Genomic DNA, 15,783 nt, shown 5'->3' on the forward strand with positions numbered 1-15,783 from the left:
GGTACTGAAGAATGGAAGAAACGAAACATACGAGTTTTGGACTGAAATTAATAAAAGTAGTTTCAGCAATTCTAGTTCCTATCATTTTTTTATTGCTGCTTGCGGCCTTATTCTTAAAATTATCCGGCCTTAATCCAGTCGATGAAGCCAAAAATTTGATTTTTCGTAATAACAACAATGCCGTTCAGCAAACGACATCTGCGGACGCTTCACAAACTGCACAGTTAAAAACGGATAATACTGCTCAGCGATCAACCATTAAGAAATTGCAAAGTGACAAAAATAAATTGACGGATCAAATTGCAGAGCTGAAAAATCAATTAAAACAGGCGCAAAGCGAGGCAAATGCAACAAATAAACAAACAAAAAGTCAGGCGTCCTTAGCGCGTCAGGCAGTGTATGCTCAGACGTACAAGTCCATGGATCCGGCAAAAGCTGCAGCTATTTTTAATAAGCTGTCGGTCAAACAAGCCGCTGAATATATTAATCTCCTTGATGACAAAACGAAGGCTGCGATACTTGAAAATATGGACGTAACAAAAGCCGCTGCACTGACACCGTTATTAAAAGCAAACACAACCAGTACAGATTCTTCATCGTCGGCAGCAGCGACTACAAGTACGACACCATAAAAATTAGAACTCTTTGAAAGGAGGTGAAACTATGAATGCGAATGTGATCGATATCAAAGCTGAAAAATCAGAGGCATTGTCTACCGTAAAAAGAAAGAAAAAAAATTCTAAAAACGCGGAGCATTCCTTTCTTTCAATCATGCATCTTTTTCAGCAAGCCGGGATTGCTGAAATCAGTGGTAAGGCGGCTCAATCTGATTCTTCACGTGCGCAGCTTGAAAAAGATAAATCTCAATCATCTGAAACAGCTTCAGCAGCAAAAAATACGCAAAAAGATAACTTATTATTGAAATCTGTACCTGCTAAGAAAAAAAGTTTGGAGCAGAAAACAGCTGTGCATGGGTTAGCTAAGGAAAATGTGACTAAAAAATTTGGCTCCATTCACAAGAATGATGACCTTCAAGGAGTACATGTAACGAGTTCGACTCATCCGTCGGATCCGACTCATCCTTCAAGCATAAAGAGCAATGTATTATTAATACCCGAGTCTGCAGATCTAAAACAACAGCAGGTAAAGACAAACTCTATCGGTGATGCTCAGTTAAGCAAAAGTGATCAGAACCATGCGAATGCTGAACAACAAATTGTGAATCATTCCTTTGTTACAGATAAACAGCAACACAGCATGCAAGGCAACCATCAACAGAATGTTGAAACAGCTGCTTTAATTGCAACAAAACAGCATTCACAGCAACAAAACAGTCAGTTAAAAGATCATGTGAAAGATGGAAAGATTTTGAACGGTAGTCAACACGGGTCATTGAACAGTCAAAAAAAAGAATCTTCCAATGAAAATAATCAAATCTCATTGAAAAAAGTCAATGCAAATGATGAACAAGGACAGGCGGATCATTCAAGAAATCAAAGCCGATTAGAACACCATCGCGCTGCTTCAGGACAAATGAGCAAGTTAGAGCTGTGGACTGCTTTCCAGTCAGGAAAAAGTGTGGAAAACGAAAAATCTGTTCATGATCAAGTCGCGGATCATCTCAGTGAATGGCTCGGAAAATCATCGTTCAAGCTCGAAAAAAATGGCATGCAGTCCTATACAGTCACTTTGTATCCTGAACATCTTGGTAAACTGGTTATTTCTGTCAGTCGTGGTGAGCAGGGCCTGACAGCGCAATTAACTGCTGAAACGCAGAAAACGAAAGAACTGCTTGAGAGCGGTCTGGGACAGCTGAAGCATGATTGTGCCGGTCGAGGAATCAATTTGGCACAAATTGATGTAAATCGGCAGCTCTATCAAACTTCCGCTGAGAATGCCTCAAACCAAGGGCAGCAACATGACTCATCCCAGCAACATGATGATTCTCAAGGGGAAAATCAGGAACAGCATAAACAAAGAAATCATACAGACATGGAAGCGGATCAGAATGATCATTTATTTCTTGATTACATGATGGGAGGAGGGATTTGAAATGAGTACTGGTACGACAGTAAACGGGACAACAGCAACAACGAGTACCCAATCGTCAACATCGAGTGTCAATAGTGCTCTTGATAAAAATTCTTTTTTAAAGCTTTTGATTGCGCAGTTAACCAATCAAGATCCGACGTCACCTATGGATACGTCGCAATTTGTGTCACAGATGGCGGAATTCACGACACTTGAACAGACACAGAATATGAGTGATGCGATTGACAAGCTGGTAGCAACGCAATCGAATCAAGCATTATCTGAACAAGCATCGATGATTGGCAAACAAATTAGCTGGAACGAAACAACTACGGACAGCGACGGAAATCCGGTGACTGATTCATTAAGTGGAATTGTACAAGCCGTGACCTTAAAAGACGGCTCAGTTTCCTACCTGACAAGCGATGGGGATCAAGTTGATCCGGATTCGATATCGGAAATCAGCAATGTAGGAGAAGGCGTTTAAGGTGACTAAAGTAAATACTTTTACCTACAGTCCGCTTCCGCTTTCAACGTCTGTTCATACACAATCAAAAACGGATACAAAACAAAATCAAACGTTCTCGAAAAGCCTTGAAACCGAATGTGAACGATTGCCCGTAAAATTGTCAAAGCATGCGCGTGAACGGATGGATTTACGCAATATTCATATTTCAACGACTGAATGGCAGCTCATCCATTCTAAAATGCAGGAAGCAAGAAAAATGGGCATCAATGATTCACTTGTTCTGACAAAAGATGCGGCATTAGTTGTCAATACATCAAATCAGACTGTTATTACAGCAATGGGACTTGATGAAGCAAACACTCGAATTTTTTCGAACATTAACGGAACGATTGTCATTAACCAATAAGACAGCTGGACCTTTTTAAGGAGAGCTGAGACTGCCGACTGACTGAAGCAGTCAAAAAAAGGGAGGAATTCATTATGTTATTAAGATCATTAGGAACAGGTGTGACGGGGCTTAAGAATTTTCAAACGTATCTTGACGTTGTAGGCAACAATATTGCAAACGTCAGTACGACAGGATTCAAAAAAGGACGCATTAATTTTGAAGATGTGTTCAGTTCGAATCTGCAAGGGGCAACTCAAAATAAAAACGCCATCCAGGTCGGACTTGGTTCAGAGTCCAGCTCAATTGATAATATCCTGACCGGAGGGACCGTAAATTCAACGGGGAATCCATATGACCTTGCTATCAATGGTGAAGGCTATTTTCAAGTAACAGACGGCAATAATACTTACTATACAAGAGCAGGCGATTTTAAACTCAATTCTGAGGGTAATGGACTTGTCAATTCGCAAGGCATGACGCTTTCTATTACTGGCGCTGTTGACTCATTTGCAGACGTGTCTTCTTTTACCGTAAATGACTCCGGGCATATTACCGGTGTTCGAACAGATAACGGTGCCGCTGCAAACTTGGGAAATATAAATCTATATGTATTTTCGAATCCAGCCGGTTTGGAAAAAGCAGGTAATTCATTGTATCAACAAACAACAGGATCTGGTAATGCAACGCTAGTGACTGCTGATAATGGACTTGGATCATCCACAAAAATCCAGCAAAATGCTCTTGAAGGCTCTAATGTTGATTTGACGGATGAAATGACGGCTCTCATTGAAGCGCAGCGTGCGTACCAGGCTAATGCGCGCACCATAACGACTGCCGATCAAATTCTTCAAGAATTAGTGCAATTGAAACGATAAATAAATGAAGGAGATGATGCGCTGGGCTTTTTTGTGCCCGGCACATTTTGTTACGAGAATGATTCAGTTAACTCATTTTAACAACCAATCGTTTATGCTTAATCCTTTTTTAATTGAGCAAGTGGAATCACTTCCGGATACGACCATTACTTTGACCAATGGGAAGAAGCTTATTGTTAGAGAATCTCCGGAAGAAGTCAGCAGGATTATGATTCAGTTTCTTAAGCAAATTTCACTAGTGTCGGGCTTGTCTGCGGAAGAAGGTGTGCTTAAATGTTCAAAAGCCGAGGAATGAACATACTTTTTATCTTTATGGTTCTCGTGATCATCGGAACGGTTGCAGCCTTTTTCATTATGTCGAATATGAGTCATAATGGTGAGACGGAGAAAGATCCGGATATAGATGAAATTGTGAAAAATCTAACCGTTGCAACCGGTGAAATCACGACGAACATAAAAGGCGATCACTTTATTAAACTCGATTTTAACATTCAAGTTTCAAGTAAAGATACGAAAGAAGAACTTGAAAAAAGGTCTTTTCAAGTAAAAAATGCAGTCATTTATACGGTATCCGGAATGACTCCGGATGATTTGCAGGATCAGAAAGGTATAGCAAATCTAGAAGATTTGGTAAAGAAGAGAATTAATGGTTTCCTAAAGAACGGTACCGTGACACATGTATACACAACAGAAAAGATTGTGCAATAATCCTAGGCAAAGGCGGAGGTGGTGAAAAAATGGCCGATATACTTTCACAATCTGAGATAGACGCATTGCTTTCCGCACTCTCAACAGGAGAAATGAATGCAGAAGAATTAAAGGATGAAGAAAAAAAATCAAAAGTTCGCGTTTACGATTTTAAACGTGCGCTTCGCTTTTCGAAGGACCAGATTCGGAGTTTGACACGTATTCATGAAAATTATGCACGGCTGCTCACTTCCTTTTTTTCCGCACAATTGAGAACCTATGTTCAAATATCCGTTGCATCGGTTGATCAATTGCCGTATGAGGAATTTATTCGTTCAATACCGTCAGCGACAGTCTTGAATATTATCGAAGCACCACCGCTAGAAGGACACTTAATTATTGAGGTGAACCCGAACATTGCCTATGCGATGCTTGACCGGCTGCTTGGCGGCAGTGGTGAGAGCATGAACAAGATTGAGAATTTGACTGAGATTGAAACGGATTTAATGAAAGGATTGTTTGAAGGCAGTCTTCCTGCTCTAAAAGAAGCCTGGACTTCTGTCGAACATGATATTAATCCCTTTCTTGTTGAACTTGAGACGAATCCGCAATTTCTTCAGCTCGTATCACCAAACGAAACAGTTATTGTCATTTCGCTGTCAGCAATGATTGGGAAATCAAGCGGTATGATTAATCTCTGTTTGCCTCATGTGGTGTTAGAGCCGATCATTCCAAAATTATCGATGCACTATTGGATGAGCGAGAAGAAAAACGATGCGACAACTGAAGAGTACCATGCACTGAAAAAAAGTGTTGAACATTCGTATGTTAATGTGACTGCTAATCTTGGTCAATCGCAAATAACGGTAAATGAGCTATTGAACTTGAATATCGGGGACGTCATCAAATTGGATCAGCATTTGGAACAGCCGATGATTGTTGAGGTCGGCGGCCTCCCGAAGTTTACCGCCCAAGCAGGTAAACGCGAGAAGCGAATTGCTGTCCAAATAATAAAAAAATTAACAGAGGAGGATGACGTCGATGAGTGACGGACAACTTTCACAAGAAGAAATTGATGCCCTTCTTGGAAAACAAGCGGAATCAAATTCAGGATCATCCGTAGATGGTCAGCCAGAACAACAAAATGGAAAAATAGAAGATGATATGTCCGATTTAGATGAAGATGTACTTGGTGAGATTGGAAACATCTCATTTGGCAGCGCAGCAACGGCATTATCCACTATTTTAAATAAGAAAGTCGAAATTACGACACCAGAAGTACATTTAGTTAATCGAAATAACCTTTCGGAGGAGTTTCCGGTCCCTCATGTTTCTGTTCTTGTTAATTATACGGAAGGTTTTCAAGGTTCATGCATGCTTGTCATTAAAACACATGACGCAAGCGTTATTGCTAATTTAATGATGGGTGGAGATGGAACCAATATCACTGATCAAATCAGTGATATGGAAATGAGTGCGGTGCAGGAAGCAATGAATCAGATGATGGGCTCATCATCGACTGCAATGTCGACTGTTTTTAATCGTCGGATCGATATATCGCCACCAAAGCTGACTCTTATGGATGTGAAAGCAAAGCAGGGGATTGACTATCTTCCAAAAGATGAGACTATGTTTGAAATTTCATTTCAGTTGAAAATCGGCGATCTAGTTGACTCACACATTATGCAGTTGATTCCGATAAACTTTGGTAAACAGCTTGTGAATTTGTTAGTTGCAGAGACCGGTGGGCAGAATACATCGGAGTCATCGGAAACAGCAGTGCAGGAACAAAAAACAAGCGGAACGCAGAACACTTTGCATGGTACGGCACATGATGAAGCGGCCGCAACAATGACCCCGGAAGCTGCGGCTTACCAAAATGTTAATGAGCATGCAGTACCTAAAGAAGATGTTCGGCCTGTACAGTTTTCTGATTTTGAAGAGCAAGCTCCTTCCCAGGATCAAGTAATGCCGAGAAACATGAATTTGCTTATGGACATACCACTTGATGTCAGTGTTGAACTCGGACACACAAAAAAAACGATTAAAGAGGTATTGGAGCTTGGCCCGGGATCAATCATTGAACTGGATAAACTCGCGGGTGAAGCTATTGATATTCTGGTTAATCAAAAATATATCGCAAAAGGCGAAGTTGTTGTTGTTGATGAGAACTTCGGCATTCGTATTACGGAGATTCTTGATCAAAGTGATCGCTTGAAAAATCTATGAATCTCTATTTACAAGAGTTGATTGGTTTTTCTCCTGATAGTTTCGCTTTTATGCACTGTCAGATATACTATATTTCATATGAATGTAACTGGAGGGATTGACGTGGCAGGACGCATACTTGTTGTTGATGATGCTGCTTTTATGAGAATGATGTTGAAAGATATCTTGACAAAGAATGGTTATGAGGTTTGCGGTGAAGGCGCAAACGGTAACGAAGCGGTAGCAAAATATGAGGAATATAAACCTGATTTAGTAACACTTGACATAACGATGCCTGAAATGGACGGAATTAATGCATTGAAGAAAATTAAGAGTGTTGATCCCAATTGCAAAGTGATTATGTGCTCCGCCATGGGACAACAGTCCATGGTCATTGATGCAATTCAGGCCGGGGCAAAGGATTTTATTGTGAAACCATTTCAACCGGATCGTGTTATCGAGGCAATAAAGAAAGCGATTGGATGAGTATCTGTGAAGAAGTCTCATTGGTATAAAATAATTATTACGCTCTTTATTCTATTATTTTTCTGCATCGGTCATAGTTCCATTTCTTATGCGGATTCCGGGAATGGTACCGTTAAGGATTGGATTGAAAACGGACAGAAAGAACAAAAAACATCGACGAAAAGCGGCAGCACACAAAAAACAAAATCAGTGAATGATACCGGTACGAATTTATTCGTTACTTTTATTAAATTGTTTTTCGCTTTATTGATTGTGTTAGCACTGATTTATTTGCTGTATCATTTCGTCGCGAAGCGTTCAGGAAGATTTGCTCAAGTTACAGCTCTGAAAAACATGGGCGGCGTCTCACTAGGCACAAACCGCTCCCTGCAATTGATTCGTGTCGGAGATGAGGTCCTTGTAGTCGGTGTTGGCGAAACCGTTCAACTGCTCAAAGAAATTAATGACCCACAAGTCATTGAAGCACTGACACAGAAAAAGGACGCTCCTGATCCTCTTGAAGAAAATGTGATGAAAGCCTTAAAATGGACGACGGATCACACGCTTCGCCGTCCAGTAGAGAGGTCAGAAAAAAAAGGAGAATCGACTGCCAGCGACGAGGATCTTCATCAGCAGCTGGTTTCGGTAAATGAAGAACGTTCAAAGAAATTAAGCGCTCTGATTCGGGAGGTCGTGAAAAAATGAACAGCATACCCGGTATATCCGCCGATTTTTTCACGAATCAGCCTCAGGATGTTGCAACAACCTTACAGTTGCTGCTTGTCTTGACCGTGCTCTCGCTTGCTCCGGCTATTTTAGTACTGATGACATGTTTTACACGGATCATCATTGTCCTTTCATTCGTCAGGACGTCGCTTTCAACTCAGCAGATGCCGCCGAATCAGGTTTTAGTTGGTCTTGCATTGTTTCTTACATTTTTTGTTATGGCTCCTGTTTATGGACAAATCAATACGGACGCTGTACAGCCCTATATGAAGAAAGAAATCACGCAGCAACAGGCATTGACAAGAGCTCAAATTCCTATAAAGGAATTCATGGCAAAAGAAACGCGAGAAAAGGATTTGCAGCTGTTCCTTGATTATGGGAAGTACAAGCAGCCGAAAAAGGTAAGCGCCATTCCGCTTACTGCATTGGTTCCTGCTTTTACAATCAGTGAATTGAAAACGGCTTTCCAAATGGGGTTCATGATTTTTATTCCTTTTCTGGTCATTGATATGGTAGTGGCAAGTATTTTGATGGCAATGGGCATGATGATGCTCCCGCCGGTCATGATTTCGCTGCCCTTTAAAATTCTGCTCTTTATCATGGTGGACGGCTGGTATCTGATCGTCGAATCATTGCTTAAGAGTTTCTAAGAAAGGTGAGGCACGATGAGTTCTGAAATGATCCTTTCTATTGCCGATCAGAGCGTCATGGCGATTTTAATGATCGGTGGTCCGATTCTCATTCTTTCACTCGTGGTTGGCTTGATTGTCAGCATTTTTCAAGCGGCAACTCAAATTCAAGAGCAGACACTGGCATTTATTCCTAAAATTGTCTCAGTTCTGTTCGGCCTAATCTTGTTCGGGCCATGGATGCTTTCGAAAATGCTCGCATTCGCTCAAAATATTTTTGCAAATCTACCGAACTTCATTCGATAGAAAAGGAATTGAGAAATCTTGTCATTAGTTAATGCGATCCCACTATTTTTATTAATCTTAGCGCGAATGACAAGTTTTATTGTCACGATGCCTATTTTTTCATATCGGACGATTCCTGCGCCGGTGAAAATCGGACTTGCAGCGGTACTTGCACTGCTCGTCGATGTGACCCTGCTTAATGGCCAGTCTGTTCCGCTTGATGGGCGTTTCATTTTGCTTTTGTTGAAAGAAGTGTTAGTCGGATTAACGATGGGATTTGTTGCCGGGATCATTACCTATGCAGTACAGCTCGCCGGTGCATTTATTGATATGCAGATTGGATTTGCGATTGCAAATGTCATCAGCCCGGAGAGCGGTGTACCTACACCTCTGACCGGTCAGTTCCTTTATGTTTTGCAGCTGCTTTTCTTTCTTGGCGTTAATGCACATCATATGCTGATTAACGGTGTTCTTTACAGCTTTCAATTGATTCCGGTGAATGAGCTTGGTGTTGCGTTTGGCAGCGGCTCAACGGCTGAATTCGTTTCCCGTGTTACAGCACAAATGTTTCTGATCTCAGCACAGCTCGCAATACCTATTGTCGGATGCCTTTTTCTTGTGGATGTAGCCGTCGGACTGGTTGCACGGACTGTACCGCAAATTAATGTTTTCGTTGTCGGACTGCCGCTTAAATTGCTGGTTGGATTTGCCGTGATGCTGGTTGTTTTTCCGGCACTGATCGGGCTGTTTCAAATTATTTTTGAATCGATGACATCAATATTTAGTGATTTTATGCGCCTTTTAGGGAGTTAGAAGGATGATGAAACTGCGCTATTCGGTAGACCTGCAGTATTTTGCTGGTGAGAAAACTGAAAAAGCAACGCCGCATAAACGTGAAGAGGGCAGAAAAAAAGGACAAGTTTTTAAAAGCGCTGATTTGTGTACGGCAGTTAGTCTGCTTGCCTTTTTCTTATACTTTCGATTTGCCGGCGGTGGAGTCATTGAGCAGCTCGCAAAAATGATGGGGCAATTCTTTAATGTAAACTTGGGTATGTCCGTAACTGAGCAGAATTTACACAAGATGTTCACTGATCTTTCAATCCAGGTATTGAAACTGCTTTTGCCAATTCTGATCATTGCGTTGGTTGTCGGTGCGGCATCACAAATTTTTCAAGTGGGCTTCCTTTTTCTTCCCGAGTCATTAATGTTTAAAGGTGAACGGATCAGCCTGCTCAAGGGACTCAAAAGAACTTATTCACTTCGTGCGATTGTTGAATTACTTAAGTCAATGCTTAAGATTGTTTTCGTCGGTATAATCGCATTTGCTATTCTGTGGATGAATCGTCAATCAATAGTCCAATCGGTCAGTCAGCCGCTTCTGGAGAGTGTCCGTTCCTTGTCGCAAATCATGTTGAACATGGGAATTGCTGTTTCAATAGCGCTGATTGCATTGTCGCTGCTCGATTATCTCTATCAGAAATATGATTATGAGAAAAACATGCGTATGTCCAAACAAGATATTAAGGACGAATTCAAAACTATTGAAGGAAACCCGCAAATAAAATCAAAGATTAAGGAACGGCAAAGGCAGATGGCACTCAACCGTATGATGCAGGAAGTGCCGAACGCGGATGTTATTATTACAAATCCAACACACTTCGCCGTTGCACTGCAGTATGACGCAGAAGAAATGACTGCGCCGAAAGTGATCGCAAAAGGAGCGGATCTTATCGCTTTGCGGATCAAGGAAATAGCCAAAGAGAATCAAATTGTTATTGTTGAAAAAAAGCCGCTTGCACGGGCACTTTATCATCATCTTGAGATAGGCGACAGCATACCTGAAGAATTCTTCAAAGCGGTTGCTGAGATCCTTGCCTATGTATACCGTTTAAAAGGCAAAGCCTGATCGGAAAGGAGGAAAAACGATGAAAACGAGAGATTATATTGTGATGATCGGTGTCGTGTTAATCGTGATGATGCTGATCATTCCATTACCGTCATCTTTATTGAGTTTCTTAATTATCATAAATATTTCCCTTGCACTTGTTGTTCTTCTTGTCACACTTAATGTAACGGAATCTCTCGATTTCTCGGTGTTTCCTTCACTATTATTGATTATGACTTTGTTCCGGATCGCCCTTAACGTGTCAACGACTCGCTTAATCCTTACTGAGGGTGATGCCGGCCGTGTTATCGAAGCGTTCGGGCAATTTGTTGTAGAGGGAAACATCATTGTCGGCCTCGTCGTTTTCTTGATTCTTATTATTGTCCAATTCATCGTCATTACAAAAGGTGCCGAACGTGTGGCAGAAGTAGCCGCCCGTTTTACATTGGACGCAATGCCTGGAAAACAGATGAGCATTGATGCTGACATGAACGCGGGACTGATTAACGATCAGGAAGCCAAGCGCCGTCGAGAAAAGATTACACGTGAAGCCGATTTCTACGGGGCGATGGACGGAGCCAGTAAATTCGTCAAGGGCGATGCAATTGCCAGTATGATCATTGTGGCCATTAACCTGATTGTCGGTATGATCATTGGTGTCATGCAGCAAGGGATGAGTCTCGCTGATGCGGCGCAAAATTTCAGCTTATTGTCGGTTGGTGATGGAATCGTCAGCCAAATCCCTGCTCTTCTGATTTCGACGGCCACTGGTATTATTGTGACACGTTCGTCTTCTGAGAACAATATGGGAAAAGAAGTGTCAGACCAGCTGATGGCCTACCCGATCATGCTGATTATTGCTGGTTGCGTGATTTTCATTCTTGGTTTGACTCCAATTGGTCTGTTGTCCACGCTTCCAATCGCGTTAATTCTTGTCATCTCAGGTCTACTTATTCGCAGACGCAGGGTCAATGTCGAGCAGGACGCGACTGCTGAAGAAGACAAGAAAGCTGAAGAAACATTTAAAAGTCAAGAAAATGTGATGAATCTTTTACATATGGATCCTGTCGAATTCGAGTTTGGCTATGCACTTGTGCCCCTTGCCGATAGTTCACAGGGCGGGGATTTGCTTGATCGAATCGTCATGATCAGACGTCAATTAGCGCTGGAGCTTGGGTTCGTGCTGCCGGTTGTTCGAATTCGTGATAATATACAGCTTGAACCAAGCAGCTACCGAATTAAAATTAACGGCAGTGAGGTTGCAAAAGGCGAATTGCTTCCTGATCACTATCTTGCAATGAGTCCGGGAATTGAAGATGAGTCGATCAAGGGTATTGAGACCCTCGAGCCTGCCTTTGGGCTTAAAGCACTTTGGATTGATGAGCAAACGAAGGAACAGGCGGAGCTGTCAGGTTATACTGTAGTTGATCCTCCATCTGTTGTATCTACTCATTTAACTGAAGTTATGAGAAAGCATGCTTATGAACTCGTTGGTCGGCAAGAGACGCAGCAGCTCGTTGATCATTTGAAAGAGCAATACCCAGCTTTAGTTGATGCCGTGATTCCTGATCCTTTATCGGTTGGTGATGTACAGAAGGTCTTAGTTAATTTATTGAAGGAAAATTTGTCAATTCGAAACTTGCCGATTATCTTTGAGACGCTGGCGGATTACGGACAGATGACTAAAGAGACAGGACTGTTGACAGAATATGTACGGCAGTCCCTGTCACGACAAATTACGGAACAGTTCACTAGTCAAGGAGAAACATTAAAGGTACTGACACTCAGTCCTGATCTTGAACGAAAAGTGTCTGATTCTGTACAGAAGACGGAGCATGGAAATTTTCTTGCATTAGATGGATCGACAACGTCACAATTACTGAAGAACTTGTCTGCCTCCATTGAAAAATGGGCGGATTTGGAAAGTGATCCGGTTATACTCTGTTCACCAGCCGTACGTATGTATGTCCATCAATTAACCGAACGATATTTTCCAAATGTTCGAGTCCTATCTTACAACGAACTAGAGACGAATGTTGAAGTTCAAAGTATTGGGGTGCTGAGCGCAGCATGAAAATGAAAAAGATTATTGCACCGACCATGGCACAAGCAATTGAAAAAGTAAAACAAGAATTGGGCAGCGATGCAGTTATTTTCCACACAAAAAAGGTGACCACAGGAAAGTTTTTCAATTTGTTCAAAAAGGAAAACGTTGAAGTGTTGGCTGCCAGTGATTCAGAAATGGATGTGCCGATTAATAAACCAAGAAAAATAACCGATGTAAGAGATAAGGAAGTTATGTCTCATCATCGTTCAGCAGCAGATAGCGGAATGCCATTTAGACGCGTAAGTGAAAAAGTGGACCGACTTTTTACTGCACCTGATTTAATTGAAGAACTGCGCGGCAAACTTTTAGATCAAGGAGTAATTAGCAGTGATCTAGATGCATTAACTCAGGTGTTGATCAAAAAATGGTATCAGAGTGACGAGCGTATGACTCGAGAAGAAATGATCCAAGTAATAAAGGGCCGATTGGTTCAAAATCTTGATCCCACCCGCTTTCAAACATCTGTACTTAGTAATCGCTATATTATGCTCGTCGGGCCAACCGGTGTTGGCAAGACGACAACCTTGGCGAAACTTGCCAGTCGTGCAGTTTTGGACGAGGGGAAAAAAATAGCTTTTATAACTACGGATACGTACAGAATTGCAGCTATTGATCAATTAAAGATGTATGCAAATATTCTCGGCGCACCAATTGAAATTGCATACACAGATCATGATTTTCATGAGTTGATGCAAAAATTAGCCCACTATGATCAGGTTTTTATTGACACTGCAGGGCGCAACTTTAAAAATGGCGCCTATATAAACGATTTGATCCGCTTGATTCAAGATGAGTCTCAAATTGGCATGTTTTTAGTCCTCTCGGCGACTATGAAACTTGAGGATATGAATATGGTCATTCAACAGCTTGATCCATTACATCTTTCACAGTTAATTCTCTCTAAAATGGACGAGACTTTATCTTATGGTGCGATAATCAGCATGCTCTTGAAGCATCGGCAGTTAAACGTTTCATACATAACAAACGGACAAGATGTACCTGATGATTTAAGTAATCCGAATCTTCGAGAATTGATTAATCTATTATTGGGTGATTCAAATGATAAATGATCAGGCAGAGAAATTAAGAATGCGCATTTCCCAAGAAAAAGATACAATTCAGACCGCGCCAATCATTGGTATTGCCAGTGGTAAAGGCGGAGTTGGAAAGTCTGTTTTTTGTGTCAATTTTGCTTTAGCACTTGGAGAATTGGGCAAAAAAGTTTTGATTATTGATCTGGATATTGGAATGGGAAATATTGAACAAATAATAGGCAGAAATGCAAATACTAATATTGTGGACGCGATAAAAAGCGAATGGCCATTCCAGCAGGTTCAGGTGGGTGTAACCCCAAATTTTTCATTCATCGCTGGCGGTTCTGGACTTTCCAACTTGTTTCATATGAATCAAAATTATTTAACTTTCTTTGTTGAACAACTTGAATTAGTGAAACGCCAATTTGACTTTATTCTTTTCGATTTTGGAGCGGGTGCGTCTGAGGATATGCTTCATTTTATGCTCGCAGTAAATCGCTTGATTCTCATTACAACGCCTGAACCACCGGCAATGGCAGACAGCTACTCATTAATGAAAATGGTGTACGGCTTGAAGAAAGACTTGGAGATCTCATGTGTTGTCAATCAAATTTTTAATCGCAGAGAAGGCATGGATTCGTGGCAGCGGCTGTCATCAGTCGCTGAGCGGTTCTTAGGTAATTCGCCGACATGGCTTGCTTCTTTGCCAAAAGACCATAATCTTTTGATGTCCGTACGAGAACAAGTTCCGTGCATGCTCAGCAGGCCGCGTGCCCACTACTGTGTTAACATGAGGCTGCTTGCTCGGTCCTTTCTTGTTCAGTGCATTGGGCAGGCGGAGCATAAAAAAACGGGATCATTTACGGATAAAGTCAGAACTTATTTTGGGTTGCTAAGGAGGAACGAGCGATGAATCAGATTAAGGTGCTCGTTGTTGATGATTCTGCATTTATGAGGCAAACGATTAAAGCAATGATTGAAGAAGACCCTATGTTGCAAGTGGTGGCGACGGCAAGGGACGGCAAGGACGCTCTTGAAAAATTGTTTCATTATCATCCTGATGTGATCACCCTTGATATTATCTTGCCAGGAGACAAGGATGGGCTTGGGGTTTTAAATGATATTATGGGGCTGCAGCCTACACCGACAATTATGGTCAGCGGAGCTTCAGATGAAAATGCAAATTATGTTATTGAAGCAATGAGCAGAGGCGCTTTCGACTTTATATTTAAGCCATCTGGGAAGCTTTCTGATATGGAACATATTGAGCATGAACTGCAGGCCAAAATCAGACAGGCGGCAGTATCAAGGATTAGAGTGGGAGAACCTGTACGGATTAGTGAAAAGAAGGACGTATTAGAGATATCTCGAAAACGTTCGTTGAGCAACTCAATAAAAAGCTCTCCCATTGTACTCATTGGTACTTCTACCGGCGGACCAAAGGCATTACAGTCTGTTGTGCCTAGACTGAACAGCAACTTGCCGGCGCCAATACTTATTGTGCAGCATATGCCGCCTCGATTTACAAAATCGCTTGCTGATCGGCTCAATCGAATGTCACCTCTTTCTGTAACTGAGGCTGCAGAAGGAGAACTGCTTGAAAATGGGCATGCATACGTTGCACCCGGCGGTTTGCATTTGCTGATTGAAGAAGACGAACAAAAACGCCTTAAAGTGCGTCTGTCCGATTCACCGCCTGTAAATGGTGTGCGTCCATCTATAGATGTTACACTGCAATCACTTGCAGCATTGCATGGTTATTCCTATGTTGTCTCGATACTGACTGGAATGGGTAAAGACGGTGCTAAAGGAATTACCGAACTATGTGCCGCGGGAAATGATGTGCACGCCATCGCTGAGTCCGAAGAGACATGTACAGTGTTTGGCATGCCAAAAGCAATGATTGAGACAGGACAGGTAAATGAAATTCAGCCTTTATACCATATTTCCGAAGCGATCTGCAGTCAATTCGGATTACAGGGAGATGAATAATC

The 15,783-nt window shown here is 41.8% G+C and carries 19 protein-coding genes; all 19 read left to right on the forward strand.

Annotation, left to right across the window (positions count from 1 at the left end; translation table 11 throughout):
- Window positions 1–11: 11 nt before the first annotated feature.
- The 19 genes from NOM01_RS02965 (at window position 12) to NOM01_RS03055 (ending at window position 15,781) form a co-directional block, all read left to right on the forward strand.
- Complete coding sequence (locus NOM01_RS02965; RefSeq protein ID WP_255746258.1) at window positions 12–632, forward strand: MotE family protein; 621 nt, start codon at window positions 12–14, stop codon at window positions 630–632.
- A gap of 31 nt (window positions 633–663) precedes the next feature.
- Window positions 664–2,052, forward strand: a complete 1,389-nt coding sequence (locus NOM01_RS02970) for a flagellar hook-length control protein FliK (RefSeq protein ID WP_255746259.1) — start codon at window positions 664–666, stop codon at window positions 2,050–2,052.
- A 1-nt stretch (window position 2,053) separates the two neighbouring features.
- Window positions 2,054–2,518: a flagellar hook capping FlgD N-terminal domain-containing protein gene (locus NOM01_RS02975; RefSeq protein WP_255746260.1), complete on the forward strand. Its 465-nt coding sequence runs from the start codon at window positions 2,054–2,056 to the stop codon at window positions 2,516–2,518.
- 1 nt (window position 2,519) lies between these two features.
- Window positions 2,520–2,906, forward strand: coding sequence for a TIGR02530 family flagellar biosynthesis protein (locus NOM01_RS02980; RefSeq protein ID WP_255746261.1), 387 nt, complete (start codon window positions 2,520–2,522; stop codon window positions 2,904–2,906).
- Between the two features lie 74 nt (window positions 2,907–2,980).
- On the forward strand, window positions 2,981–3,763 hold the full coding sequence (locus NOM01_RS02985) for a flagellar hook-basal body complex protein (protein ID WP_255746263.1): 783 nt from the start codon (window positions 2,981–2,983) through the stop codon (window positions 3,761–3,763).
- A gap of 16 nt (window positions 3,764–3,779) precedes the next feature.
- Entirely contained in the window at window positions 3,780–4,058 is a 279-nt protein-coding gene (locus NOM01_RS02990; protein ID WP_370645908.1) for a flagellar FlbD family protein, read from the forward strand.
- Complete coding sequence (gene fliL / locus NOM01_RS02995; RefSeq protein WP_255746265.1) at window positions 4,037–4,471, forward strand: flagellar basal body-associated protein FliL; 435 nt, start codon at window positions 4,037–4,039, stop codon at window positions 4,469–4,471. Before NOM01_RS02990 ends, fliL begins: the two co-directional genes overlap by 22 nt.
- Before the next feature lie 29 nt (window positions 4,472–4,500).
- The gene (gene fliM, locus NOM01_RS03000; RefSeq protein ID WP_255746266.1) at window positions 4,501–5,499 is read left to right on the forward strand and encodes a flagellar motor switch protein FliM; all 999 of its coding nucleotides are present in this window, start codon (window positions 4,501–4,503) and stop codon (window positions 5,497–5,499) included.
- Window positions 5,492–6,679: a flagellar motor switch phosphatase FliY gene (fliY, locus tag NOM01_RS03005; RefSeq protein WP_255746268.1), complete on the forward strand. Its 1,188-nt coding sequence runs from the start codon at window positions 5,492–5,494 to the stop codon at window positions 6,677–6,679. The genes fliM and fliY overlap by 8 nt, the downstream gene beginning before the upstream one ends.
- A gap of 102 nt (window positions 6,680–6,781) precedes the next feature.
- Window positions 6,782–7,144, forward strand: a complete 363-nt coding sequence (locus NOM01_RS03010) for a response regulator (RefSeq protein WP_255746271.1) — start codon at window positions 6,782–6,784, stop codon at window positions 7,142–7,144.
- A gap of 6 nt (window positions 7,145–7,150) precedes the next feature.
- The gene (locus tag NOM01_RS17185; RefSeq protein WP_255746273.1) at window positions 7,151–7,828 is read left to right on the forward strand and encodes a flagellar biosynthetic protein FliO; all 678 of its coding nucleotides are present in this window, start codon (window positions 7,151–7,153) and stop codon (window positions 7,826–7,828) included.
- Window positions 7,825–8,499 (forward strand): flagellar type III secretion system pore protein FliP, encoded by a 675-nt coding sequence (gene fliP / locus NOM01_RS03020; RefSeq protein WP_255746275.1) that lies wholly within the window; start codon window positions 7,825–7,827, stop codon window positions 8,497–8,499. The genes NOM01_RS17185 and fliP overlap by 4 nt, the downstream gene beginning before the upstream one ends.
- Before the next feature lie 15 nt (window positions 8,500–8,514).
- A complete protein-coding gene (fliQ, locus tag NOM01_RS03025) occupies window positions 8,515–8,784 on the forward strand; it encodes a flagellar biosynthesis protein FliQ (RefSeq protein ID WP_255746277.1) in 270 nt (89 codons plus the stop codon).
- Window positions 8,785–8,802: 18 nt separating this feature from the next.
- Entirely contained in the window at window positions 8,803–9,576 is a 774-nt protein-coding gene (gene fliR / locus NOM01_RS03030; RefSeq protein WP_255746280.1) for a flagellar biosynthetic protein FliR, read from the forward strand.
- A 4-nt stretch (window positions 9,577–9,580) separates the two neighbouring features.
- Window positions 9,581–10,669 (forward strand): flagellar biosynthesis protein FlhB, encoded by a 1,089-nt coding sequence (gene flhB / locus NOM01_RS03035; protein WP_255746282.1) that lies wholly within the window; start codon window positions 9,581–9,583, stop codon window positions 10,667–10,669.
- A gap of 19 nt (window positions 10,670–10,688) precedes the next feature.
- Window positions 10,689–12,722 carry a flagellar biosynthesis protein FlhA gene (gene flhA / locus NOM01_RS03040; protein ID WP_255746285.1) on the forward strand — a complete coding sequence of 678 codons (2,034 nt, stop codon included), beginning with the start codon at window positions 10,689–10,691 and terminating at the stop codon, window positions 12,720–12,722.
- Window positions 12,719–13,825: a flagellar biosynthesis protein FlhF gene (locus NOM01_RS03045; protein WP_255746287.1), complete on the forward strand. Its 1,107-nt coding sequence runs from the start codon at window positions 12,719–12,721 to the stop codon at window positions 13,823–13,825. The genes flhA and NOM01_RS03045 overlap by 4 nt, the downstream gene beginning before the upstream one ends.
- Entirely contained in the window at window positions 13,815–14,702 is an 888-nt protein-coding gene (locus tag NOM01_RS03050; protein ID WP_255746289.1) for a P-loop NTPase, read from the forward strand. The genes NOM01_RS03045 and NOM01_RS03050 overlap by 11 nt, the downstream gene beginning before the upstream one ends.
- A complete protein-coding gene (locus NOM01_RS03055; protein WP_255746291.1) occupies window positions 14,699–15,781 on the forward strand; it encodes a protein-glutamate methylesterase/protein-glutamine glutaminase in 1,083 nt (360 codons plus the stop codon). The genes NOM01_RS03050 and NOM01_RS03055 overlap by 4 nt, the downstream gene beginning before the upstream one ends.
- Window positions 15,782–15,783 lie beyond the last annotated feature (2 nt).

The sequence above is a fragment of the Sporolactobacillus sp. STSJ-5 genome (genome assembly GCF_024385605.1).
In the GTDB taxonomy this organism is placed as follows: domain Bacteria; phylum Bacillota; class Bacilli; order Bacillales; family Sporolactobacillaceae; genus Sporolactobacillus.

What these genes read in the sequence shown, in the direction of transcription:
- fliL (WP_255746265.1), top strand. Translation starts at nt 4,037, where the DNA reads ATGTTCAAAAGCCGAGGAATGAACATACTTTTTATCTTTATGGTTCTC.
- flhB (WP_255746282.1), top strand. Translation starts at nt 9,581, where the DNA reads ATGATGAAACTGCGCTATTCGGTAGACCTGCAGTATTTTGCTGGTGAG.
- NOM01_RS02975 (WP_255746260.1), top strand. Translation starts at nt 2,054, where the DNA reads ATGAGTACTGGTACGACAGTAAACGGGACAACAGCAACAACGAGTACC.
- NOM01_RS02965 (WP_255746258.1), top strand. Translation starts at nt 12, where the DNA reads ATGGAAGAAACGAAACATACGAGTTTTGGACTGAAATTAATAAAAGTA.
- flhA (WP_255746285.1), top strand. Translation starts at nt 10,689, where the DNA reads ATGAAAACGAGAGATTATATTGTGATGATCGGTGTCGTGTTAATCGTG.
- NOM01_RS03055 (WP_255746291.1), top strand. Translation starts at nt 14,699, where the DNA reads ATGAATCAGATTAAGGTGCTCGTTGTTGATGATTCTGCATTTATGAGG.
- NOM01_RS02985 (WP_255746263.1), top strand. Translation starts at nt 2,981, where the DNA reads ATGTTATTAAGATCATTAGGAACAGGTGTGACGGGGCTTAAGAATTTT.
- NOM01_RS02990 (WP_370645908.1), top strand. Translation starts at nt 3,780, where the DNA reads ATGCGCTGGGCTTTTTTGTGCCCGGCACATTTTGTTACGAGAATGATT.
- fliP (WP_255746275.1), top strand. Translation starts at nt 7,825, where the DNA reads ATGAACAGCATACCCGGTATATCCGCCGATTTTTTCACGAATCAGCCT.
- fliY (WP_255746268.1), top strand. Translation starts at nt 5,492, where the DNA reads ATGAGTGACGGACAACTTTCACAAGAAGAAATTGATGCCCTTCTTGGA.
- NOM01_RS03050 (WP_255746289.1), top strand. Translation starts at nt 13,815, where the DNA reads ATGATAAATGATCAGGCAGAGAAATTAAGAATGCGCATTTCCCAAGAA.
- fliQ (WP_255746277.1), top strand. Translation starts at nt 8,515, where the DNA reads ATGAGTTCTGAAATGATCCTTTCTATTGCCGATCAGAGCGTCATGGCG.
- NOM01_RS02970 (WP_255746259.1), top strand. Translation starts at nt 664, where the DNA reads ATGAATGCGAATGTGATCGATATCAAAGCTGAAAAATCAGAGGCATTG.
- NOM01_RS03045 (WP_255746287.1), top strand. Translation starts at nt 12,719, where the DNA reads ATGAAAATGAAAAAGATTATTGCACCGACCATGGCACAAGCAATTGAA.
- fliM (WP_255746266.1), top strand. Translation starts at nt 4,501, where the DNA reads ATGGCCGATATACTTTCACAATCTGAGATAGACGCATTGCTTTCCGCA.